Genomic DNA, 23,041 nt, shown 5'->3' on the forward strand with positions numbered 1-23,041 from the left:
GTCTGGGAGAATGGAGGGGACATGACTCTCGCCACCGCCTCAGCTCGCACCCTCAACATCGGTCCGATCGCCCTCGACGTGCCGGTCGTCCTCGCACCCATGGCGGGTATCACGAACACCGCGTTCCGCAGGCTGTGCCGCGAATACGGTGCGGGGCTCTACGTGAGCGAGATGATCACCTCGCGCGCACTGGTCGAGCGCAACGAGACCACGATGCGACTCATCCGCCACCACGAGTCCGAGACTCCGCGGTCGATCCAGCTCTACGGCGTCGACCCGCACACGATCTCCGAGGCCGTCCGCATCATCGTCGCCGAAGACCACGCCGACCACATCGACCTGAACTTCGGATGCCCGGTCCCCAAGGTCACGCGCAAGGGCGGGGGAGCGGCGCTGCCGTGGAAGAGCTCTCTCTTCTCGCAGATCGTCACCCAGGCGGTCAAGGCGGCGGGCGACGTGCCCCTGACCATCAAGATGCGCAAGGGCATCGATCCCGACCACCTCACGTTCCTCGACGCCGGGCGCGCTGCCGAAGACGCCGGTGTCTCGGCCATCGCGCTGCATGCGCGGACGGCGAGCGAGTTCTACTCCGGCTTCGCGGACTGGAACGCGATCGGCGAGCTCAAGCAGGCCGTCACCAGCGTCCCCGTGCTCGGCAACGGCGACATCTGGTCGGCCGACGACGCCGTGCGCATGATGCAGCAGACCGACTGCGACGGAGTCGTCGTCGGACGTGGATGCCTCGGTCGTCCCTGGCTCTTCGGCGAGCTCGCGGCGGCCTTCGGCGCGGAATCGCATCCGGTCGACGCGACCCTCGGGTTCGTGGCCGATGCCTTCCGTCGCCACGCCGAGCTGCTGGTCGAGTTCTTCGAGGATGAGGACCGCGGATGCCGCGATGTCCGCAAGCATGTCGCGTGGTACTTCAAGGGCTATCCGGTCGGCGGCGACATCCGGACGGGGCTCGCGACAGCATCCAGCCTCGCCGAGATCGACGAGCTGCTCGGCCAGCTCGATCATTCGGCGCCGTACCCCGGCGCCGATGCCGAAGGACAGCGCGGTCGGTCCGGTCGCCCGAAACGCCCGGCGCTGCCGGACAAGTGGCTGGAGTCGCGGGAACTCGCGGCGTCGGCCTCAGAGATGATGCGAGGGGCGGAGATCGAGAACAGTGGCGGCTGATCCTCAGGCATACCCGGCTCGCGGACGCTCGGACGGATACGACCCGCGCGATGCCGAGCGATTCTTCGCCGAGACCCATCGATCCGAACGAGACGACTTCGCCCGCGACCGTGCGCGCGTGCTGCACTCGGCGGCTCTGCGTCGACTGGCCGCGAAGACCCAGGTGCTCAGCCCGGCCAGCACAGCCGATTTCGCCCGCAATCGTCTGACCCACTCGCTCGAGGTCGCCCAGGTCGGACGCGAACTCGCCACCGCACTCGGAGTCTCGGCCGATGTGGTCGACACCGCGTGCCTCAGTCACGATCTCGGACACCCTCCCTTCGGGCACAACGGCGAGCGTGCGCTCAACGAGTGGGCCGAACCCATCGGCGGGTTCGAAGGCAATGCGCAGTCGCTGCGCATCCTGAGCCGTCTGGAGGCCAAGGCGATCGACGACGACGGGCGCTCTGTCGGACTCAACCTGACGCGAGCCAGCCTCGACGCGACCTGCAAGTACCCGTGGACCGCCGACAGCCCCGTGCCCGACCCGGGAGGTCGACTCAAGTTCGGCGTGTATCCCGAGGACGAGGCGGTCTTCCGGTGGCTGCGCGAGGGAGTCCCCGGACGCCGACGCTGCATCGAGGCGGAGATCATGGATCTGTCCGATGACATCGCCTATTCGGTGCACGACTTCGAGGATGCGATCGTCAACGGCTACGTCGATGTCGCGCAGCTGTCCGATCCGCGTCAGCATGAGGCGCTCATCGACCGCATCCAGCAGTGGGTCGGGTACGACTTCACCCGCGACGACCTCGCCGATGCCCTGTATCGACTCGCCTCCCAGCCGATGTGGCTGCAGTCCTTCGACCGATCACGGCATGACCTCGCCCGGCTCAAGAACCTGACGAGCGACTTCATCGGCCGCTTCGCGAGAGCAGCCGTCTCGGCGACGCGTGAGGCATACTCCGGCCCCGCTCTCGTGCGCTACAACGCTCACGTCGTGGTGCCGCGGGTGATCGAGGCTGAGATCGCCGTGCTCAAGGGCATCATGGGGCAGGCGATCGTCACGATCGATGCCCGTAAGGGCGTGTACAAAGAGCAGCGGCGGGTGCTGAAGCGTCTGGCCGATGCGCTCTGGTCGACCGACGCGCTGTGGTCTGCCGGCGCGGACGTGCTCGAGCCCGCCTTCTCGGCGGACTTCCTCGCGGCGACGAGCGACGCCGAGCGCGCCCGCGTGATCGTCGATCAGATCGCGAGCCTCACCGATCAGAGCGCGATCGACTGGCACAACAGGCTCGTCGGCGAGATCGACCCTGCAGAGGTCGGGATCTGGACTCCGAGACATGCGCGACCGGGTGCTCGTCAGCACACCCCGCGTCAGGCGGTCATCGAAGGGGGCGGCTGATGCCCCGCATCCGCCAGGCCGACGTCGACGAGGTCAAGGCCCGCACGAACATCGCCGACATCGTCGGGGAGCGCGTCGCACTCAAGTCCGCCGGCGTCGGCTCGCTGAAGGGCCTGTGCCCGTTCCATGACGAGAAGAGCCCCAGCTTCCACGTGCGGCCCCAGGTCGGCTACTACCACTGCTTCGGATGCGGTGAATCGGGTGACGTCTACTCGTTCCTGCGCGAGATGGACCACGTCAGCTTCACCGAGGCCGTAGAGCGACTGGCCGGCCGCCTCGGCTACGCGCTGCACTATGAAGACGGCGGGTCGGCACCGGAGACGAGCGGACGCAGTCGTCTCTATGCGGCCAACACCGCTGCCGCCGAGTACTTCCGCGGCCAGTTGCTCACCGCCGATGCGGAGGCGGGACGCCGGTTCCTCGGGGAGCGCGGCTTCGACGCCGGTGCTGCCGCGCACTTCGGCGTGGGCTTCGCGCCGCGCGGGTGGGACAAGATGTTGAAAGCCCTCACGGCTCAGGGGTTCACGCGCGAGGAACTGAGTGCTGCCGGTCTGGTGTCGACGGGTCAGCGCGGCGTCTACGACCGCTTCCGTGGCCGCCTCGTCTGGCCGATCCGCGACGTCTCCGGTCAGACGATCGGGTTCGGTGCGCGCAAGCTCTTCGACGACGACCAGGGGCCGAAATACCTGAACACGCCTGAGACGCCGATCTACAAGAAGGCCCAGGTCCTGTACGGCCTCGATCTCGCCAAGCGCGACATCTCGCGGGGCGATCCCCGCCGGGTCGTGGTGGTCGAGGGATACACCGATGTCATGGCGTGTCACCTCGCCGGCCTCACGACCGCGATCGCGACGTGCGGCACGGCGTTCGGAACCGATCACGTCAAGGTGCTCCGCCGGGTGATGGGCGACGACAACGCCTCCGGAGAGGTGGTCTTCACCTTCGACGGCGACGAGGCAGGTCAGAAGGCCGCGCTTCGCGCCTTCACCGAGGACGATCGCTTCAACGCGCAGACGTTCGTGGCGGTGGCGCCCGACGGCCTCGACCCGTGCGACCTCAGGCTACAGCGCGGTGATGCCGCCGTGCGCTCCCTCATGGAGACCAAGCAGCCGATGTTCGAGTTCGCGATCGACAGGAAGCTCAGCGGCTTCGACCTCTCGACGGTCGAGGGCCGGGTGGGCGCGCTGCGCGCGGCAGCGCCGATCGTGGCGGAGATTCGCGATCGTCTGCTGCGACCCGGATACGAGCGGGTGCTCGCGCGAAGGCTGGGCATGGACCCGACCGAGGTGCGCAACGAGGTCGAACGTGCCGCACGTGGGGGAGCGCAGTCCGCGCGGCACGAGGCGGCCAGGCACGAGACCACGATCGACCCCGCCACAGTGGCGCCGGGCATGGCTCCGGTGACTCTTGCGAGCCTGCCGCGAACCGCGGATGTCGCGGTCGAACGCGACGCGCTGATGGGCGCCCTGCAGTACGGTCACCAGATCGATCAGGCGCTGCTCACCCGCGCCCTCAGCGCTCCGTTCCGCACCCCGGGGCTCGACGCCGTGCGCGAGGCCGTCGCGGCCGCGGCTGACCGCACCCGCGCCGGTTGGGTGACGGATGCCGTGAACTCGGTGCGCGAACCCTACCGATCGCTCGCGGGCGAGCTGCTGATGACGCCGTTCCCGGCTCGCAACGAAGACGGCGCCGTCGCCTCGACGACCGATCTCGCCAAGCGGCTCATCATGCGCATCCTCGAGCACGAGAAGCAGGAGCTCCTCGGTGCCGTGCAGCGGGTTCCCGCGGACTCGGACGGCGGGCGCGCCCTGCGGATGCGTCTTCGCGACATCGACGTCGAGCGTCAGCGGTTCGCCGAGTCGTAACGCCGGCTGTCAGGCGCGGCAAGGCAGGATGGAGGAATGTTCTCCCGGCCCGAATCGACCAACGCGATCGACAGCTCTGATCTGGTCATCGATCGAATCGGGCACAGCGGCCCCACCCGCGCGATCGACGGGGTGAGCTTCGCTCTCGCACCGGGCGAGCTCATCTGCGTCGCCGGCCCGACCGGCTCGGGCAAGTCGACGCTCGTCGCGGCGCTGGCAGGATCCACGGATCCGTCGGTCCGGGTCGTCGGAGGCAGCGCTCAGGTGTGCGGAGTCGACATCCGCCGGCCGGGACGCAAGCATCGCCTGCTGACCTACCGCACGGGATTCGTTCCGCAGGGCGCCGGTGCCGACCTCCCTCCCCAGCTCACGGTGAGCGAGATCATCTCAGAGCCGATCCTGATCCGCGAGAAGCGGGTCAATACCCAGGCGCTCTCCATCCGCGTCGCGACGCTGCTCGACGAGTTGCACCTGCCTCTCGGAACAGCCGCGAGGTTCCCGTACGAGTTGAGCGCAGGCATGCGTCAGCGCGTGGCGATTGCGCGATCGTTCGTGCTCGAGCCCTGGGTGCTCATCGCCGACGAGATCCTCGCCAACCTCGATCTCGAGGTGCGGCCCGTGGTGTTCGACGCGATCACCCGTCGGCGCAAGGAGCAGGGGATGGGCGCGCTGCTGGTGACGAACGACGCCGACTTCATCCGTGAGCTGAATGCGGAGACGCTGATGCTGCGCGGGGGTCACGTGGTCGCCCGCGGTGTCGGCAAGGACCTGCTGTGGGCGCCCAACGCCGAGGCGGATTCGGGCCACTGACAGGGGTGCCGACGACACGCCCGACCTGCGGCCGGTGTCACGAGCACGCTCCGGAGTTTGCTAGGATTGACGAGTTGCCCGCACAGCGGAGCACATTCCTCGGTAGCTCAATTGGCAGAGCAGCCGGCTGTTAACCGGCAGGTTCTTGGTTCGAGTCCAAGCCGGGGAGCCAATGAAAAGCCCCTCTTCGGAGGGGCTTTTCCCTTTCTGCGGTGCGAGTCCCCGCTATTGTCTCTTCGAGGTCATTCGATGGTGACCTCCGGATACGCGAACGAGGCCCCGTCGGATGACGGAGCCTCGTTCGGTGATCAGAGCGAGATCAGCGCGCTGCGCCCTTGAGTGACCCGGTGGTCTGGCCGGCGGGGTCGGAGATCACGCACTGCACGACGCGGTCGTTCAGCTCGTCCCAGGTCTGCTGGGTCGGCGTGATCGGGTAGACCTCGAGCACCGAGGCCTCGAAGGCGACACCGACGAAGCTCGTGTAGGCGTCGCCGATGCACTCCTGCGACGCGGCGTCGATGTTCTCCTCGGAGAACTCGCCGTCGTCCATCGTGATCTCGTAGTAGACCTCTTCATCGTGCGGCTGGTCGCACGGGACGACGTCGGCGTCCTCGATGAGACCGCTTGCACTCGCCATCTTGCAGTCGCCGAGCTTCAGCGAGAAGATGTCGATGTTCGAGCTCTCGGTCACCTGTCCGGTGTCCTCGTCGCGGTCGGCGTCGCCCGAACCGCCCCCCAGGATGCCGTTCAGCGCGCTGCAGCCGGTCAGTGCGACCGACAGCGCCACAGCAGAACCTGCCAGCGCCAGTGCGCGTCGCGTGCGCATCTTCATCATTTCGTCCCCTCCAGAGCCTCTTGGTGAGTGGCATATTGAAATACCACCTCAAGCACGGTATCCGGGCCGGAGTCTGTGATGCAACTCCGAGAAGACTGTGAGCGGGCTGGGAGGGAAGGTCAGGCTTCCAGATCGTCGATGCCGGGGACCCAGCTCGCGCCGGGCTTGCCCCACCCGCGCTTCTTCGCGATCTTCTGGACGGTCTTCCAGTCGCCGTCCGAGAGGCGGTCGATGTAGAGGATGCCGTCGAGGTGGTCGAACTCGTGCTGCATGATGCGGGCGCGCCAGCCGTCGACCGCGATCTCCACCGGCGCCCCGTCGAGATCGACGCCTGAGACCCGCACCCGCTCCGAGCGCCGTAGCGGGAATCGCTCACCCGGGAACGAGAGGCAGCCTTCGGACTCCAGCTCGTCGTCCGGCTCGCCGGGCTCCAGCGGCACCATCCAGAGCTCCGGGTTGATGATCACGCCACGCCACGGCTGCTCGTCATCGTCGACGTACGCGTACGTGTAGATGCGCAGCGGCACGCCGACCTGGGGTGCGGCGAGACCGACGCCCGGGGCCCTGTCCATCGTCTCGAACATGTCGGCGACGAGCGTGCGGATGTCGTCGGAGATCTCCTCGACGACGGAAGCGGGGGAGTGCAGGACGGGGTCGCCCATGATGCGAATAGGAAGAACAGCCACGCCATAACCCTACTCGGCGCACATCGCCGGGTAGGGTCGAAGGGTGAGCATCTCCGTATGGATGACTGGGGCGGAAGACGTCACCGAGCAGCTGGTCGGTGTCTTCCAGAACCCGAAACTGCTCCTCGGCATCCCCCTCGCGCTTGCGGGTGCCGTCTTCATGTCTCTCGGCGCGCAGTATCAGCATCGTGGCGTCGAGAAGGTGGAGCGGCTCAGCGGATCCGACGGAGCCAGCGGTCTGAGCATGAGCCAGATGAAGGGCCTGCTCACCCGGCCCTCCTGGATAGCCGGAACGCTGATGCTCGGCCTGGCGATCGTGTGTCAGCTCGCGGCGCTCTCTCAAGCGCCGCTGATGGTCGTGCAGCCGCTCGGCGCCATCGCGCTCGTCATCACCACGCTGCTCAACGCACGGATCTCGGGTCATTCGCCGACCAGGAAGTCGATCATCGCGATCGTCTGCTGTGTGGGCGGCATCTTCCTGTTCGTCTTCTTCGCAGCGATCTACGCCACGGAGAAGGAGATCACCGACACCGAGCTCTTCACGATCCTGGCGATCCTGCTGGTCGTCATCATCGTGCTCGGCGCCTGCTGGCTGGTGCTCCGCCACCGCATGCGCGCTCTGTTCTACGTCATCGGCGCCGGCATCCTCTACGGTTTCGTCGCCACTCTCGCCAAAGCCGTCATCAGCCGGATCAGCGCCGGCAACTTCGAGTGGATCACCCTCGTGTGCGTCATCGCGCTGATCGCGGCCGGCGCCGTCGGAGCGTACTTCGTCCAGTCCGCCTACAGCTCGGGGCCGCCGGATCTCGTCATCGCCGGACTGACGGTCGTCGACCCCATGGTCGCCGTGCTCATCGGCATGGTCGTGCTCGGAGAGGCCGCGGCGTCACCGCCGTGGGTCCTCGTGATCTTCGCCGTGGCCGGTGCCATCGCGATCTGGGGCGTCGTCAACCTCGCGCGGTACCACCCGCAGGTGCTGAGCGACAGCCAGGACCTCGGGATCACGCGCGGCAGTGACGACGCGACAAAAGACCCCGGGGCCTGAGTTCTCTGGACTTCAGTACGCCGGGTCGATGAGGTCGGGAGAGACCTCCGACGCAGCGGCCTCGTCGACGAAGAAGACGGTGCGCTTGCGGCCCTTGGCGCCCGCGGCCGGAACGTTGGTGTAGCTCGCGCCCGCGAGGGCGAGTCCGAGCGCCGACGCCTTGTCCGCGCCGGTGAGGACCAGCCAGACACGCTTCGACGCGTTGAGCACCGGGCGCGTCAGCGTGACACGCTCCGGCGGAGGCTTGGGAGAGTCGCGAACCGGCAGCGCGGCGGCGTCCGTCACGGTGACCTCGGGGCGATCGGGGAAGAGTGAGGCGATGTGGCCGTCGGGCCCCACACCGAGGAAGCAGACCGCGAACGACGGCCACGGGTGCTCGTCGGTCCCGTAGCGCGCGAGATCCGCCGCGTACGCCGCCGCGGCCTCGTCGAGGGTCAGCCCCTCGTCCGCAGCAGCGACCTCGTGGATGTTCTCGGCGGGGACGGGAATGTGGTCGAGCAGGGCCTCACGCGACTGCAGCGCATTGCGATCGGCGTCGTCGCGAGCGACGAACCGCTCATCGCCCCACCAGAAGTGCACCAGCGACCAGTCGATCTGAGCCGACCTGGGGTCGTCGCGCGTCGCACGCAGAACCGCACCGCCCATCGAACCGCCGGTGAGGGCGATGTGGGCGATGCGGCCGTTGCGCGTGCGCGCACGAAGGCGCGTCAGGAATCTGTCGGCCACGCTCGCGGCAAGTGCTGCGGGCGTGGCTTCGACCACGACCCGCTTCTCTGCGGGCGCTGTCTTCGTCGACATCATTCTCCTGTCTGGGGCGGACCCAGTTTCTCCCAGCCCTCGGTGATCACTCGACCGTACAGGACGTCGGGGTCGAGGCGACGCAGCTCCTCGGCGAGGCACTCCCGCAGCGTGCGGCGCGGCAGGTGCAGGTCGTGGTCGGGCTGGTCGGGCTGCGTGAGCACGGCCAGCCCGGGCGTGGGGCGCTCGAGCAGGATGTCGCCCGACGAGCGGCGCAGACGCACCGACTTGATGCCCTCCTGCCAGTTCTCGGGGTCTTCGTACGACCAGGTCACCGGGACGTCGAGGGCCATCTGCAGCCATGCGGCGAGAAGCGCGGTCGACGGCGAGGCCGATCCACCGCGCACCTCGACCGCGGTGACCTCTTCGAACGGCGGCTGATCGAGCACGGCGGCGAGCTGCTCGCGCCAGTGCGTGAGACGGGTCCACGCGAGGTCGGTGTCGCCGGGCGCGTGGGTCTCGCCGAGCAGTCCCAGGCGGTCGCGAACATCGGGTGCGGTCGCGGCATCCGTGATGCGGCGCTGCGCGATCTTGCCGAGGGGAGACGAGGCCGGCGATGTCGGCGCCTCTTCGGGCCACCAGGCGACGACGGGGGCGTCGGGCAGGAGCAGACCTGTGACCAGGCTCTCCTCGTTGCTGGCGGCGTCGCCGTAGGCCCGGAGGACGACGACCTCGGAGGCGCCGGCGTCACCGCCGACGCGGATCTGAGCGTCGAGACGCGACTCGCCCTCACCCGTGGTGAGAACGATGACACGCATGGGGTGCTCGCGGGACGCGTCGTTTGCCGCGTCGATCGCTGCCTCTGCGACGCCGTTGCGTGCAGAGATGATCAGCGTGAGCACACGGCCGAGTGCGACGGCGCCGCCCTCTTCGCGCACCTTGACGAGCTGCTTGGCGACCTGGCTGACGGTCGTGTCGGGAAGGTCGATGATCATGGGCGTCTCCACACTCGTCCATCACGGGCAAGGAGGTCGTCGGCGGATGCCGGACCCCACGAACCGGGTGCGTACTGGTCGACCGGGCCGCCCTCGGCTGCCCAGTACTTCTCCACGGGGTCGAGGATCTTCCAGGAGAGCTCGACCTCCTCATGGCGCGGGAACAGCGGCGGGTCGCCCAGGAGCACGTCGAGGATCAGACGTTCGTACGCCTCGGGGCTCGCCTCGGTGAACGCGTGGCCGTAACCGAAGTCCATGGTGACATCGCGCACGTTGGTGCCGTTTCCGGGCACCTTCGATCCGAAGCGGATCGTGACGCCCTCATCGGGCTGGACGCGGATGACGAGTGCGTTCTGGCCGAGCTCTGCCGTGTTCGAGCGGCCGAAGAGGTGCTCCGGTGCCTTCTTGAACACGACGGCGACCTCGGTCACACGACGCCCCAGACGCTTCCCGGTGCGAAGGTAGAACGGGACGCCGGACCAGCGTCGGGTGTCGATCTCCAGCTTGATCGCGGCATAGGTCTCGGTCGCGGACTCGGGGTTCATCCCGTCCTCGTCGAGGAATCCGGTCACCTGCTCGCCACCCTGCCAGCCGCCCGCGTACTGCCCGCGGGCGGTCGCGAGCGAGAGATCCTCCGGCACGTGGACCGCAGCGAGAACCTTCTCCTTCTCGGCACGCAGGTGCTCGGCGGACAGGCTGATCGGCTCTTCCATGGCGGTGAGCGCGAGCAGCTGCAGCAGGTGGTTCTGGATGACATCGCGCGCCGCACCGACGCCGTCGTAGTAGCCCGCACGGCCACCGACGCCGATGTCCTCGGCCATCGTGATCTGCACGTGGTCGACGTAGTTGCGGTTCCAGATCGGTTCGTACAGCTCGTTCGCGAAGCGCAGGGCCAGGATGTTCTGGACCGTCTCCTTGCCGAGGTAGTGGTCGATGCGGAAGATCGAGTCGGCGGAGAACGCCACCTCGAGGGCGGCATTGAGTTCGCGCGCCGACTCGAGGTCGTGGCCGAACGGCTTCTCGATCACGACGCGTCGCCAGCGCTCATCGTCGTCGTCATTCGCTCCGACGAGGCCGGAGTCCTTGAGCTGCTTCGCGACGAGGGGGAAATCCTTCGGCGGGATCGACAGGTAGAACGCGTGGTTGCCCATCGTGCCGCGTTCGACGTCGAGCTGATCGACCGTGTCGCGCAGCTTGCGGAAGGACTCGGGGTTGTCGAACTCGCCCGAGACGAAGCGGATGCCCTGCAGCAGCTGCGCCCACGTCTCTTCGCGGAAGGGCGTGCGTGCATGCTGCTTCACGGCGTCGTACACGACCTGGGCGAAGTCCTGGTCCTCCCAGTCTCGACGGGCGAAGCCCACGAGCGCGAATCCGGGAGGCAGGAGTCCGCGGTTGGCGAGATCGTAGACGGCGGGCATGAGCTTCTTGCGTGACAGATCTCCGGTCACACCGAAGATCACGAGGGCGCTGGGCCCGGCGATCCGGTTGAGGCGGCGATCATCGGGGTCACGCAGCGGGTTGTGCCCGCGCGAGATGGGAACAGACATCGGTGGGGGATTCTCCTGGCTGTTACTTCTGTGCGGCTTCGAAAAGGGTGAGGACGTCGGCCGACGAATCGGTGATCGTCAGGGAGACGACCGGACGGCCGTGCTCGGCGAGGACACCGGCATCGCCGGCGGCCTGTGCCTCGATGAGCTGTCCGAACGTGAACGGGCGCTCGGGGATCTCGAGGTCGACATCCGTGCGCTCCAGGATCTGCAGGAACACGCCCTGCGCCGGCCCGCCCTTGTGATACTGGCCGGTGGAGTGCAGGAATCGGGGTCCCCATCCGAACGTCGTCGGCCGACCGGAGTCGGCGGCGACGAGCTCGCGGAGACCCTGCAGCTGCGGGACGTCGAGCCTGTTGACGTATGCCTGGATCGACACGTAGCCGTCTTCCGGCAGCACAGCCCACAGCGCGTCGAGCACGCCCTCGACGGTGCCCGACGCCGCGAGAGCGGGGTCGGAGACGCGGACCTCGACGCCGTTCTCGACGAACGCCGGTGCCGTCGGAGCGGGACGTGCATCCAGCAGTCCACGGGCGGCGACCTTCGCCGACTCGACGTCGGGCTGGTCGAACGGGTTGATGCCGAGCAGATACCCGGCGATGGCGGTCGCGTACTCCCAGACGATGAGCTGCGCACCCAGCGAACCGCTGACGAGGATCTCGCCCTCGTGACGTTCGCGCAGGTGGAACTCGTTCGCGTCGTCGACGAGCCGCACGATCTGGAGATCGGCGGGTCGGGAGTCGAGCTCCGGCGACACGGGCAGCAGGACGACGGGAAGGATGCCGGTGCCGTCCTTGCCGGTGGACTCCGCGATGAGCTGCTCGATCCAGTCGGGGAGCCCGTTGATGTGCGTGCCGTCGGTGATGAGACCGAGCTTGTCGCGTCGCGGCGTGGTGGCGGAGATCGCCGCGGCCAGCCGGAGTGCCGGGTTGTCGGCCGAGTCGATGGCGACCTCGAGGAGCGAGGCCTCGGCCTCGTCGAGGAGCTCGGCGATGTCAGCGCCCGCGAGCCCCGACGGTACGAGGCCGAAGGCGGTGAGGGCCGAGTACCGTCCGCCGACGTGCGGGTCGGCGTTGAACACGCGGTAGCCGGCTTCACGGGCGGAGACGTCGAGCGGCGAGCCCGGGTCGGTCACGACGATGATGCGCTCGAGCGGGTCGATGCCCACGTCGCGGAACGCGGCCTCGAAAGTGCGACGCTGCGAGTCGGTCTCGACGGTCGAGCCTGACTTCGAGGAGACGACCAGCACGGTGTTCTCCAGGCCCTCGTCGAGCGCGGCGAGCACCTGGCTCGGCGCGGTCGAGTCGAGAATCGTCAGCGGGACACCGGCGGTCTGGGCGATCACCTCGGGGGCGAGCGATGACCCGCCCATGCCGGCGAGCACCACCCGATTCACACCCTTCGCGTGCAGATCGGCGCGGAGGGCGACGATCTCGGCGACGAGGGGGCGCGAGACGGATACCGCCTCGACCCAGCCCAGGCGGATCGACGCCTCGGACTCGGCGGCGGGACCCCACAGGGCTGCGTCACCGCCGGTCACCCGCGAGGCGACCAGGTCGTGGACGAGAGCGGGAACCGTCTCGTCGATCGCGACCCGAGCCGCGCCCGAGGCGTGGATCGCAAACGTCATCGCTGCGCCTCGAGGCCCTCAGCCACCTGCGTCAGCAGATCGTGCCAGGAGTCGATGAACTTGGCGACGCCCTCGTCCTCGAGCACCTGGGTGACGTCGGTGAAGTCGATGCCGAGGTCGGCGAGACCGGCGAACACGGCGCGAGCCTCGTCGTAGCCGCCCGTGATCGTGTCACCGGTGACGACGCCGTGGTCGAAGGTGGCCTCGAGCGTCTTCTCCGGCATCGTGTTGACGACGTCCTTCGCCACGAGCTCGGTGACGTAGAGCGTGTCGGGCAGGGCCGGGTCCTTGACGCCGGTCGACGCCCACAGCGGACGCTGCGGGTTGGCGCCCAGCTTGATCAGGTCCTGCGCACGCTTCTCGGCGAACTTCTGCTCGTAGAGCTCGTAGGCGAGACGCGCGTTCGCGAGGCCTGCCTTGCTCTTGAGCGCCTCGGCCTCGTCGGTGCCGATCGCCGAGAGGCGCTTGTCGGTCTCCGTGTCGACGCGCGACACGAAGAACGAGGCCACGGAGTGGATGCTCGACAGATCGAAGTCGGCGCTGTGCGCGCGCTCGAGACCGGTGAGGTAGGCGTCGATGACCTCGGCGTAGCGCTCGAGGCTGAAGATCAGGGTGACGTTGACGCTGATGCCCGATGCGATCGCCTCGGTGATGGCAGGCAGGCCCGCCTTCGTCGCGGGGATCTTCACGAGCAGGTTCGGACGGTCGACCTTTGCCCACAGCTGCTTGGCCTGTGCGACGGTGCCCTCGGTGTCATGCGCGAGGTCGGGGGAGACCTCGATGGAGACGCGGCCGTCGACGTGGCCCGACTTCTCCCACACGGGGCGGAAGACGTCGAGAGCGGCGGCGACGTCCTGCGTGGTCGCGGCGAACACGGCCTCTTCCGCCGTGGCGCCCGACGCTGCGAGCTCGGTGACCTGAGCGTCGTACGAGGTGTTGTTCTTGTCGGTGATCGCGTTCGCGAAGATCGTCGGGTTGGTGGTCACGCCGACCACGTTGCGCGACTCGATCAGCTCGGCGAGGTTGCCGGACGAGATGCGGGTGCGGGACAGGTCGTCGAGCCAGATGCTGACACCGGCTGCTGCGAGGTCTGCGGTGGGGGTGCTCATGCGTTCTCCTTGACGGTCTCGCGTGCGGCCGCGATGACGGCCTCGGTGGTGATGCCGAACTTCTGGAACAGGGTCTTGTAGTCGGCGGAGGCGCCGAAGTGGTCGATGCCGACCGAACGGCCGCGGTCGCCCACGATGCCGCGCCAGCTGAGGACGGAGCCGGCCTCGACCGAGACGCGGGCGGTGACGGCCTTCGGCAGGACCGACTCGCGGTATGCCTCGTCCTGCTCGTCGAACCACTCGAGCGAGGGAGCGGAGACGACGCGGACGTTGACGCCCTCGTCGGCCAGGGCCGCACGGGCGTCGACCGCCAGCTGGACCTCGGACCCGGTCGCGATGATGATCACGTCGGGGGTGCCGTTCGGCGCCTCGGCGAGCACATATGCACCCTTCGAGACACCGTCTGTCGAGGCGAAGAGGTCGCCGTCGGCTGCACCCTGGCCGCGCTCGAACACCGGGATGTTCTGACGGGTCAGCGCGATGCCGGTGGGGCCCTCGTGGCGTCGGAGGATCTCGAGCCAGGCGGCCGAGGTCTCGTTGGCGTCAGCCGGACGCACCAGGGTGAAGTTCGGGATGGCGCGGAGCGTCGCGATCTGCTCGACGGGCTGGTGCGTCGGGCCGTCCTCTCCGAGGGCGACGGAGTCGTGAGTCCAGACGAAGATGCTGGGGACGTTCATCAGCGCGGCCAGACGCACCGGCGGGCGCATGTAGTCGCTGAAGATGAGGAAGGTGCCGCCGAAGGCGCGCGTCGGGCCGTGCAGCACGATACCGTTGACGATGGCGCCCATGGCGTGCTCGCGGATGCCGAAGTGCAGCACACGGCCGTAGGGGTCGCCCGACCACTCGTGGGTCGACCACTCGGCGGGGATGAAGGACTTCGAGTCCTTGATCGTGGTGAGGTTCGACTCGGCGAGGTCGGCCGATCCGCCCCAGAGCTCGGGGAGCTCGGCGGCGAGGGCGTTGATGACCTGACCGGAGGCCGCACGCGTCGAGACGTCCTTGCCGCCTTCGAAGACGGGGAGCGCCGAGGTGATGTCGGCTGGCAGCTCCTTCGCCTCGAGGCGGTCGAGCAGCGCCTTGCGCTCAGGGTTGGCCGCGGCCCACGCGTCGAACGACTTCTGCCACTCGGCGCGGGTCTCCGCGGCGCGATCCGCGAGTGCGCGGGTGTGGGCGATGACGTCGTCGGCGATGGCGAAGTGCTCTTCGGGGTCGAAGCCCAGGACCTTCTTCGTTGCGGCGAGCTCGTCGCCACCGAGCGCGGAGCCGTGGATCTTGCCGGAGTTCTGCTTGCCGGGCGAGGGCCAGCCGATGATCGTCTTCAGGATGATGAGCGACGGCTTCGAGGTCTCGCCCTTCGCGGCCTCGATCGCCGCGTTGAGCTCGGCGACGTCCTCGACGTACTCGCCGGTCTTCTTCCAGTCGACGAGCTGGACCTGCCAGCCGTAGGCCTCGTAGCGCTTGGCGACGTCTTCGGTGAAGGCGACGTTCGTGTCGTCCTCGATCGAGATCTGGTTGGAGTCGTAGATCGCGATGAGGTTGCCGAGCTCCTGGTGGCCCGCGAGCGAGGAGGCCTCGCTGGTGACGCCTTCCTGGAGGTCGCCGTCACCGGCGATCACGTAGACGAAGTGATCGAACGGGCTGGTGCCCGCCTCTGCCTCGGGGTCGAACAGGCCGCGCTCGTAGCGGGCGGCGTAGGCGAAGCCGACGGCGGAAGCGAGTCCCTGTCCCAGCGGGCCGGTGGTGATCTCGACGCCCTTGGTGTGACCGTATTCGGGGTGGCCCGGGGTGAGGGAACCCCACGTGCGCAGTGCCTTGAGGTCGTCGAGCTCGAGGCCGAAGCCGCCGAGGTAGAGCTGCACGTACTGGGTGAGAGAGGAGTGTCCGACCGAGAGGATGAAACGGTCACGACCCAGCCAGTCGGTGTCGGTCGGGTCGTGACGAAGCACCCGCTGATAGAGGAGATACGCGGCCGGAGCCAGGCTCATCGCGGTGCCGGGGTGGCCGTTGCCGACCTTCTCCACGGCATCCGCAGCCAGAAGACGCGCGGTGTCCACCGCGCGTCGGTCGATCTCATCCCACTGCAATTCCGACACTGTGAAGCCCTTCTGCAACTGTTCGAGAGCGCCGGATTGCACGATCGCAGTCCGCAACGATACGGAGGGGTTTGTGATGTGCGCCGGACGCGCGAGTCATTTCAGCATAGCGCCGAGGTTCGACTCGTTACCCCCCTTTACAACGCTCCGCCCGTCCAGTAATTCCATGCCTTCGTCGAGACTTCCGATGAGCGGTGGAACTGCGGATCAGGAGTCCTGGAACGCGATCCCGTCGCGTCCCGGGAGCCCGGATGCGAGGGCCGGTGGAGCGCTGATCATCGGGGCGGGCGAGCCCTGCGCCCGGCGTGCCCTAGACTGGGAAACGCTGTCGTGACGCGTGTGGAGGAGGCGATCGAGATCTCGACGATGTCTGATCAGACCGTTGTGAAGAAGTCCATCGGTCGCACCGTGAAGGCGTACGTCGCCCTCACCAAGCCGCGCGTCCTCGAACTGCTGCTGGTGTCGACCGTCCCGGTGATGTTCCTCGCTCAGGGCGGTCTTCCCGACATGTGGCTCGTGCTGGCCACCGTGATCGGCGGCTCGCTGAGCGCCGGCTCGGCCGCGGCGTTCAACATGTACCTCGACCGCGACATCGATGCCCACATGCATCGCACGGAGAACCGTCCGCTGGTGACCGGCGAGATCAGCCCGCGAGGCGCGCTGATCTTCTCCTGGACGCTCGCCGTCGTCTCGACCGTATGGCTGTGGTTCACCACGAACTGGCTGGCGGCCACGCTGTCGGCATCCGCCATCTTCTTCTACGTCGTCATCTACACGATGATCCTCAAGCGACGCACCGAGCAGAACATCATCTGGGGCGGCATCGCCGGGTGCTTCCCGGTGCTCATCGGCTGGGCTGCCGTCACCGGCTCGCTCGACTGGCCCGCGTTCATCCTGTTCGCGCTCATCTTCCTCTGGACGCCGCCGCATTACTGGCCGCTGTCGATGAAGTACAAGGACGACTACGACGACGTCGACGTGCCCATGCTCGGTGTCACCCGCAACGCCTCACAGGTCGGCCTCCAGGTCATCCTCTATGCCTGGGCGACCGTCGCCTGCTCGCTGCTGCTGATCCCGATCGCGAACATGGGCCTCGTCTACGGCGTCTCCGCCGCGGTGTTCGGCGGCTGGTTCATCTATGAGTCGCACCGCCTGTACAACCAGGCGGTGCGAGGCAACGAGGCGCGGCCGATGCGAGTCTTCCACGCCTCGATCACTTATCTGACGCTGATCTTCGTGGCCGTCGCGGTCGACCCGCTGCTGCCGTTCTGATCCTGCTCGGCGTCGCCGACCAGCTCGTCGTCCGCCGCTGTCGCGGGGATCTCGGAGTCGATGGTGTCGGCTTCATCGGCCTCAGCTGACTCGTTCGTCCCGTCGATCGGCCCGACGACTGCGGGTGCAGGAGAAGGCAGGAGCGCCTGCACCGCACTCAGACCGACGGCGATCAGCACGCCGATGACGCCGGCGCCCAGAAGCGCGGCTCCGACGACGACGAGCGACTGCCCCACGTAGACCTCGATGCCGGTCGCCGTGCCGTCGAGCAGAGTGCTCGTCATGGTGCCGACCTGGCCGGCGATCAGCCACCCGCCCACTCCCGCTGAAGCGAGCGAGAGCACGAGGAGGAGCCAGAAGCCGATGCTGCGTGTCAATGACTTGTTCATGTCCGCAACGGTGCACGACGAACTGATGAGCCGCTGATGCCCGGGCTATGCATCCCCTGTGCGCAGCCGGGGTCAGGCCTCCGCAGCGGCCGGCTTCTTCAGGTTCAGCACCACCACGGTGTACGCAGCCGCCGACAGCGAGGCGAGCACCATGTGGATGCCCACGAGCACCGGCGGGAGGCCTTCGCGCGCCTGCCACACGCCCACGCCGACCTGCACCAGGATCGCCAGCACGAGCACGAGCAGCCATCTGCGCGGTCGTAGGTGCAGGACCCACGCGGCGATCGTCAAGGTGACGACGAGCGCGGCGAGGATGTATCCCGGCCAGGAGTGCACGTGGGCGAGCACCGTGGCGTCGAATCCCTGGCGCTCGACGGCCGCGTCGCCGGAGTGCGGCCCGGAACCGGTGGTCAGCACGCCGAACAGGATCGTCACGGCGAGGGCGAGACCGGTGATGTGGCTCAGTGCCGCGAACCAGGTCGGCACCGCGCGCTCACGCGGTCCGGGCGCGGCGTAGAGCCTGACCAGGAAGGCCGCGGTCACGCACACAAGGAGGAGGGACGACACGTAGTGGAATCCGACGATGAAGGGGTTCAGTCCCGTGAGCACCGTGATGCCGCCCACAAGAGCCTGCGCGACGACGCCGATCAGCACGACCCAGGCGAGGATGACGAGATCCCGCCTTTCGGTCGTCACCCTGACCGATCTGACCGTGGCGGCGATGACCGTCACGAGCAGAGCCGCCATCGCGAAGGGCGTGGCGGGGAGGTCGACGAGCGTGAAGACGAAGAACACGACCCCGGCCGCCACGATTCCGGCGGCGGCGAAGCGGAGGGCCGAGAACACCGTGGCCTTCCCCCCGGTGCGCGCCAGCACGAGCAGCAGGACGGCGAGGGCGATGACGCCGACCACACCCGTCATGACGCGGTTGCCGAACTCGATGATGCCGTGGATTCCCTGATCGGCATAGATCGGGACGAGCGACTCCGGCGTGCAGAGCGGCCACTCGGAGCATCCGAGGCCTGATCCGGTCAGCCGCACGGCACCGCCGGTGCCGATGATGATGGTCTGCGCGAGGAATGAGAGCCAGGCGAAGACGCGAAGCGCTCGTCCCCAGAGGATCGCATGCGTCGACGCTGCCGCGTTCGTGGGGGAGGAGATCGTCGTCTCGGGCATAAGTCTCTCCGAACCGCGCCGGACACGGCGAGCGGCCCTGTCTTCAGGCGGAACCTGTAGAATCGGATTGTTGTGATGAGCGCTGACCGCGCTGAAGCGTCGCTAACAGTTTAGGCGCGATGGATGCGCCGGTGATGAGGGCCCACCAACGGCACCCGCTCCCGCAGACTCGACGGGGATCAGGTGTGTCGGGGCGGATGACACCGTTTGGGACCTGTGAGGAGAGTGTGTGATGTCGGATGTGCTGATCGACCGCCCGGAGCTTGACGGCCTGGGGGTGTACGAATTCGGGTGGCATGACGAAGATGCCGCCGGAGCCATCGCCAAGCGCGGTATCTCCGAAGAGGTGGTCCGCGGGATCTCGGCGCTCAAGCACGAGCCCGAATGGATGCTGAAGACCCGACTCAAGGGCTATCAGCTCTTCGGTCGCAAGCCGATGCCGACCTGGGGTGCAGACCTCAGCGAGATCGACTTCGACAACATCAAGTACTTCGTGCGCTCGACCGAGAAGCAGGCCCAGTCCTGGGAGGATCTCCCGGCTGAGATCCGCGAGACGTACGAGCGCCTCGGCATCCCCGAGGCCGAGCGTCAGCGCCTCGTCGCCGGCGTCGCAGCGCAGTACGAGTCCGAGGTCGTCTACCACCAGATCCGCGAGGATCTGGAGGAGCAGGGCGTCATCTTCATGGACACCGACACCGCGCTCCGCGAGCACCCCGAGTTCTTCGAGGAGTACTTCGGCACCGTGATCCCGGCCGGCGACAACAAGTTCGCCGCGCTCAACACAGCCGTGTGGTCGGGAGGTTCGTTCGTCTACGTCCCCAAGGGCGTGCACGTCGAGATCCCGCTGCAGGCGTACTTCCGCATCAACACCGAGAACATGGGCCAGTTCGAGCGGACCCTGATCATCGCCGACGAGGACAGCTACGTCCACTACATCGAGGGCTGCACCGCTCCGATCTACAAGTCGGACTCGCTGCACTCGGCCGTCGTCGAGATCATCGTGAAGAAGAACGCCCGCGTTCGGTACACGACGATCCAGAACTGGTCGAACAACGTCTACAACCTCGTCACCAAGCGAGCCGTCGCCCATGAGGGCGCGACGATGGAGTGGGTCGACGGCAACATCGGCTCCAAGGTGACGATGAAGTACCCGTCGATCTACCTGATGGGCGAGCACGCCAAGGGCGAGACCCTCTCGGTCGCCTTCGCGGGTCCCGGCCAGCACCAGGATGCCGGCGCGAAGATGATCCACATGGCTCCGTACACGCAGTCGTCGATCGTCTCCAAGTCGATCGCCCGTGGCGGTGGACGTGCGGGATACCGCGGCGAGGTGAGGGTGGACGCGAACGCGCACCACTCCGCGAACACCGTGCGCTGCGACGCGCTGCTGGTGGACACGAAATCGCGCTCCGACACATACCCGGCCATCGACATCCGGGTCGACGATGTGCAGCTGGGCCACGAGGCCACCGTCTCGAAGGTCAGCGAGGAGCAGCTCTTCTACCTGCAGTCCCGCGGCATGCCCGAGGACGAGGCGATGGCGATGATCGTGCGCGGCTTCATCGAGCCGATCGCGCGCGAACTGCCCATGGAGTACGCGATGGAATTGAACAAGCTCATCGAAATGGGCATGGAAGGATCGGTCGGCTAAATGGCGGCCTCGACGACAGCGCCCAGCGAGGCGCAGCACACGAACGCGCACATCGACCCCGCAGCTCAGGTCTCGGATGCCGGATTCGTCCCGGTGCAGACCCGCTCGGAGCGTCCGCACTCCTTCGAACCAGCCGACTTCGGTTCGCCGACCGGCCGCGAGGTCAACTGGAAGCACACTCCGGTGGCCAAGCTCTCCGCCCTCTTCGAGGTGGCAGGTCCGACCGAGGGCGTGCGCTACTCGTTCGGTGACGGCGAGAAGTACGTGGCGGCACCGCTCGCCGCGGGTGATGCCCCGCGCGGGGAGGTCTTCCTGGCCGAGGACATCACGGCGGCCGTCGCCTGGCAGGGCTCGTCCGAGGCGCTGCACATCCGCATCCCGCGCGAAGAAGAGGTCGCTGAGCCGATCCTCGTCTCGATCGAGGGCCTCGGCGCCGAACTGCGCGCCGATGCCCACATCGTGATCGAGGCCCTCGAGCACAGCTCGGCCACCGTCGTGCTCCAGCACACCGGAGCCGCGCAGTACTCGCAGAACGTCGAGATCATCGTCCGCGATGGCGCGAAGCTCACTGTCATCAGCCTGCAGCAGTGGCAGGACGATGCCGTGCACACCTCTGCGCATCAGGCCAGGGTCGATGCGGATGCCACGCTCAAGCACTTCGTGATCAGCTTCGGCGGCGGAGTCGTGCGCGTGAACCCGAGCGTCGAGCTCGCCGGCGGCGGATCCGAGGGGTACCTCTACGGACTGTCCTACGCCGATGCCGGGCAGCACCTCGAGAGCCAGGTCTACCTGCACCACAAGGGCCCGCACACCAAGGGCGACGTGCTCTACAAGGGTGCGCTCCAGGGGCAGGGAGCGCACAGCGTCTGGATCGGCGACGTGCTCATCGGCGCCGACGCGACGGGCACCGACTCCTACGAGGCGAACCGCAACCTGGTGCTCACCGAGGGTGCACGCGCCGACTCGATCCCGAACCTCGAGATCGAGACCGGGGACATCCTCGGCGCCGGCCACGCCAGCGCCACGGGGCGCTTCGATGACGAGCAGCTGTTCTACCTGCAGGCCCGCGGCATCAGCGAAGAGGAAGCGCGCCGACTCGTCGTGCTCGGATTCCTCACCGACATCGTTCAGCGCCTGGGGATCCCGGCACTGGAGACCGAGCTGCTCGACGCGATCGAGACGGAGCTCGCCGAGGTGAACGCATGAGCGCCGAGCGCGTGTGCGGCGTCGCGGAACTCGAGCAGGACATGCCGATCCGCGTCGAGCCGAACGGCATCCCGATCACCGTGATCAAGGACTCCGAAGGCGTGATCCACGCCATCGGGGACACCTGCACGCATGGCGACATCTCTCTCGCCGAAGGCTTCGTCGAAGGTGACACGGTGGAGTGCTGGGCCCACGGCTCCGCGTTCTCGCTGCTCACCGGCAAGCCCCAGAACCTCCCTGCTTATGAGCCCGTTCCGGTCTACGTCGTCGAGATCGACGGCGACGACGTGCTCATCGACCCGACTGTGACGAAGGAAGTCTGAATGTCTGTTCTCGAAATCCGCGACCTGCACGTGACGGTCGAGACCGAGGCGGGTACCACCCCCATCCTCAACGGAATCACCCTCACCATGAACACCGGTGAGACGCACGCGATCATGGGCCCCAACGGCTCGGGCAAGTCGACGCTCGCGTACACGATCGCCGGCCACCCGAAGTACACCGTGACCTCCGGCTCGATCACCTTCGACGGCCAGGATGTGCTCGCGATGAGCGTCGACGAGCGCGCGCGCGCCGGCCTGTTCCTCGCGATGCAGTACCCGGTCGAGATCCCCGGCGTGACGGTGACGAACTTCCTCCGCACCGCCAAGACGGCACTCGACGGCGAAGCTCCGGCGATCCGCGGCTGGACCAAGGACGTCAAGGCGGCCATGGCGAACCTCCGCATGGACCCGAAGTTCGCTCAGCGCAACGTCAACGAAGGCTTCTCCGGTGGCGAGAAGAAGCGTCACGAGATCCTGCAGCTCGAGGTCCTCAAGCCGCAGTTCGCGATTCTCGACGAGACCGACTCGGGCCTCGACGTCGACGCGCTGAAGATCGTCTCGGAAGGCGTCAATCGCGCCAAGGAGTCGACCGGACTCGGCGTGCTGCTGATCACGCACTACACCCGTATCCTCCGCTACATCCGTCCGGACTTCGTGCATGTGGTCGTCGCGGGCAAGATCGTCGAAGAGGGCGGCCCTGAGCTTGCAGACCGGCTCGAGGAAGAGGGATACGACCGTTTCCTCGACCCCGCAGCCCCCATCGAGGCGTAGGCTGATTCGCATGACAGCCACCCTCACGGACGCGAAGTACGACGAGGTCACCGAGGCGCTCAAGGACGTCATGGACCCGGAACTCGGGATCAACGTCGTCGACCTCGGCCTCATCTACGACCTCGCCTGGGATGACGAGAACGATGCTCTCGTCATCCACATGACGCTGACCAGCGCCGGCTGCCCCCTGACGGACGTGCTCGAGGACCAGACCGCGCAGGCTCTGGACAACGTCGTCGACCGCTTCCGCATCAACTGGGTGTGGATGCCGCCGTGGGGTCCGGAGAAGATCACAGACGACGGGCGCGACATGATGCGCGCCCTCGGCTTCGCGATCTGA

Annotated in this window: 21 protein-coding genes and 1 tRNA gene; 12 read left to right on the forward strand and 10 right to left on the reverse strand. The window is 67.5% G+C overall.

The window, feature by feature from the left end; translation table 11 throughout:
- The first annotated feature begins 21 nt into the window (after window positions 1–21).
- The 5 genes from dusB (at window position 22) to LQZ85_RS07760 (ending at window position 5,407) form a co-directional block, all read left to right on the forward strand.
- Window positions 22–1,176: a tRNA dihydrouridine synthase DusB gene (gene dusB, locus LQZ85_RS07740; protein WP_053096491.1), complete on the forward strand. Its 1,155-nt coding sequence runs from the start codon at window positions 22–24 to the stop codon at window positions 1,174–1,176.
- On the forward strand, window positions 1,166–2,560 hold the full coding sequence (locus tag LQZ85_RS07745) for a deoxyguanosinetriphosphate triphosphohydrolase (RefSeq protein ID WP_056278892.1): 1,395 nt from the start codon (window positions 1,166–1,168) through the stop codon (window positions 2,558–2,560). Before dusB ends, LQZ85_RS07745 begins: the two co-directional genes overlap by 11 nt.
- Window positions 2,560–4,425: a DNA primase gene (gene dnaG, locus LQZ85_RS07750; protein ID WP_230100745.1), complete on the forward strand. Its 1,866-nt coding sequence runs from the start codon at window positions 2,560–2,562 to the stop codon at window positions 4,423–4,425. Before LQZ85_RS07745 ends, dnaG begins: the two co-directional genes overlap by 1 nt.
- A 36-nt stretch (window positions 4,426–4,461) precedes the next feature.
- Entirely contained in the window at window positions 4,462–5,235 is a 774-nt protein-coding gene (locus LQZ85_RS07755; RefSeq protein WP_053096485.1) for an ATP-binding cassette domain-containing protein, read from the forward strand.
- Window positions 5,236–5,331: 96 nt separating this feature from the next.
- Window positions 5,332–5,407, forward strand: a tRNA-Asn gene (locus LQZ85_RS07760).
- A gap of 147 nt (window positions 5,408–5,554) precedes the next feature.
- Here LQZ85_RS07760 and LQZ85_RS07765 read toward each other — a convergent pair.
- Window positions 5,555–6,070 (reverse strand): septum formation family protein, encoded by a 516-nt coding sequence (locus LQZ85_RS07765; RefSeq protein WP_053096476.1) that lies wholly within the window; start codon window positions 6,068–6,070, stop codon window positions 5,555–5,557.
- A 119-nt stretch (window positions 6,071–6,189) separates the two neighbouring features.
- A complete protein-coding gene (gene def, locus LQZ85_RS07770) occupies window positions 6,190–6,756 on the reverse strand; it encodes a peptide deformylase (protein ID WP_072591388.1) in 567 nt (188 codons plus the stop codon).
- 61 nt (window positions 6,757–6,817) lie between these two features.
- Between def and LQZ85_RS07775 the strand changes: the two genes are divergently transcribed.
- The gene (locus LQZ85_RS07775; RefSeq protein WP_056278890.1) at window positions 6,818–7,801 is read left to right on the forward strand and encodes a DMT family transporter; all 984 of its coding nucleotides are present in this window, start codon (window positions 6,818–6,820) and stop codon (window positions 7,799–7,801) included.
- 12 nt (window positions 7,802–7,813) lie between these two features.
- On the opposite strand, the gene pgl is transcribed toward LQZ85_RS07775, so the two are convergent.
- Genes pgl through tkt form a run of 6 tightly spaced genes read right to left on the reverse strand, consistent with a single transcriptional unit; the run spans window position 7,814 to window position 15,913 of the window.
- Complete coding sequence (gene pgl / locus LQZ85_RS07780; RefSeq protein ID WP_200955172.1) at window positions 7,814–8,599, reverse strand: 6-phosphogluconolactonase; 786 nt, start codon at window positions 8,597–8,599, stop codon at window positions 7,814–7,816.
- Complete coding sequence (locus tag LQZ85_RS07785) at window positions 8,599–9,534, reverse strand: glucose-6-phosphate dehydrogenase assembly protein OpcA (protein WP_056278888.1); 936 nt, start codon at window positions 9,532–9,534, stop codon at window positions 8,599–8,601. The genes pgl and LQZ85_RS07785 overlap by 1 nt, the downstream gene beginning before the upstream one ends.
- A complete protein-coding gene (zwf, locus tag LQZ85_RS07790) occupies window positions 9,531–11,081 on the reverse strand; it encodes a glucose-6-phosphate dehydrogenase (RefSeq protein ID WP_053096466.1) in 1,551 nt (516 codons plus the stop codon). The genes LQZ85_RS07785 and zwf overlap by 4 nt, the downstream gene beginning before the upstream one ends.
- Before the next feature lie 22 nt (window positions 11,082–11,103).
- Window positions 11,104–12,711 (reverse strand): glucose-6-phosphate isomerase, encoded by a 1,608-nt coding sequence (locus LQZ85_RS07795; protein ID WP_056278887.1) that lies wholly within the window; start codon window positions 12,709–12,711, stop codon window positions 11,104–11,106.
- Window positions 12,708–13,820 carry a transaldolase gene (gene tal, locus LQZ85_RS07800; RefSeq protein WP_053096462.1) on the reverse strand — a complete coding sequence of 371 codons (1,113 nt, stop codon included), beginning with the start codon at window positions 13,818–13,820 and terminating at the stop codon, window positions 12,708–12,710. Before tal ends, LQZ85_RS07795 begins: the two co-directional genes overlap by 4 nt.
- Complete coding sequence (gene tkt / locus LQZ85_RS07805) at window positions 13,817–15,913, reverse strand: transketolase (protein WP_230100782.1); 2,097 nt, start codon at window positions 15,911–15,913, stop codon at window positions 13,817–13,819. Before tkt ends, tal begins: the two co-directional genes overlap by 4 nt.
- Window positions 15,914–16,279: 366 nt before the next feature.
- Here tkt and LQZ85_RS07810 point away from each other — a divergent pair, with 366 nt between their 5' ends.
- A complete protein-coding gene (locus LQZ85_RS07810) occupies window positions 16,280–17,185 on the forward strand; it encodes a heme o synthase (RefSeq protein WP_053099149.1) in 906 nt (301 codons plus the stop codon).
- On the opposite strand, the gene LQZ85_RS07815 is transcribed toward LQZ85_RS07810, so the two are convergent.
- Both LQZ85_RS07815 and LQZ85_RS07820 read right to left on the reverse strand, forming a co-directional pair.
- On the reverse strand, window positions 17,131–17,574 hold the full coding sequence (locus tag LQZ85_RS07815) for a hypothetical protein (RefSeq protein WP_072591385.1): 444 nt from the start codon (window positions 17,572–17,574) through the stop codon (window positions 17,131–17,133). The two genes, LQZ85_RS07810 and LQZ85_RS07815, sit on opposite strands and share 55 nt — an antisense overlap.
- 72 nt (window positions 17,575–17,646) lie before the next feature.
- A complete protein-coding gene (locus LQZ85_RS07820; RefSeq protein ID WP_056278886.1) occupies window positions 17,647–18,750 on the reverse strand; it encodes a COX15/CtaA family protein in 1,104 nt (367 codons plus the stop codon).
- A 232-nt stretch (window positions 18,751–18,982) separates the two neighbouring features.
- On the opposite strand from LQZ85_RS07820, the gene sufB reads away from it, so the two are divergent.
- Genes sufB through LQZ85_RS07845 form a run of 5 tightly spaced genes read left to right on the forward strand, consistent with a single transcriptional unit; the run spans window position 18,983 to window position 23,041 of the window.
- Window positions 18,983–20,401, forward strand: a complete 1,419-nt coding sequence (sufB, locus tag LQZ85_RS07825; RefSeq protein WP_053096457.1) for a Fe-S cluster assembly protein SufB — start codon at window positions 18,983–18,985, stop codon at window positions 20,399–20,401.
- Entirely contained in the window at window positions 20,402–21,607 is a 1,206-nt protein-coding gene (gene sufD / locus LQZ85_RS07830) for a Fe-S cluster assembly protein SufD (RefSeq protein WP_056278885.1), read from the forward strand.
- Window positions 21,604–21,930 carry a non-heme iron oxygenase ferredoxin subunit gene (locus tag LQZ85_RS07835; RefSeq protein ID WP_056278884.1) on the forward strand — a complete coding sequence of 109 codons (327 nt, stop codon included), beginning with the start codon at window positions 21,604–21,606 and terminating at the stop codon, window positions 21,928–21,930. The genes sufD and LQZ85_RS07835 overlap by 4 nt, the downstream gene beginning before the upstream one ends.
- Window positions 21,931–22,701: a Fe-S cluster assembly ATPase SufC gene (gene sufC / locus LQZ85_RS07840; RefSeq protein ID WP_053096451.1), complete on the forward strand. Its 771-nt coding sequence runs from the start codon at window positions 21,931–21,933 to the stop codon at window positions 22,699–22,701.
- A gap of 10 nt (window positions 22,702–22,711) precedes the next feature.
- Window positions 22,712–23,041, forward strand: coding sequence for a metal-sulfur cluster assembly factor (locus tag LQZ85_RS07845; protein ID WP_053096448.1), 330 nt, complete (start codon window positions 22,712–22,714; stop codon window positions 23,039–23,041).

The organism is Microbacterium sp. Bi98 (assembly GCF_918698045.1).
Lineage (GTDB): Bacteria > Actinomycetota > Actinomycetes > Actinomycetales > Microbacteriaceae > Microbacterium.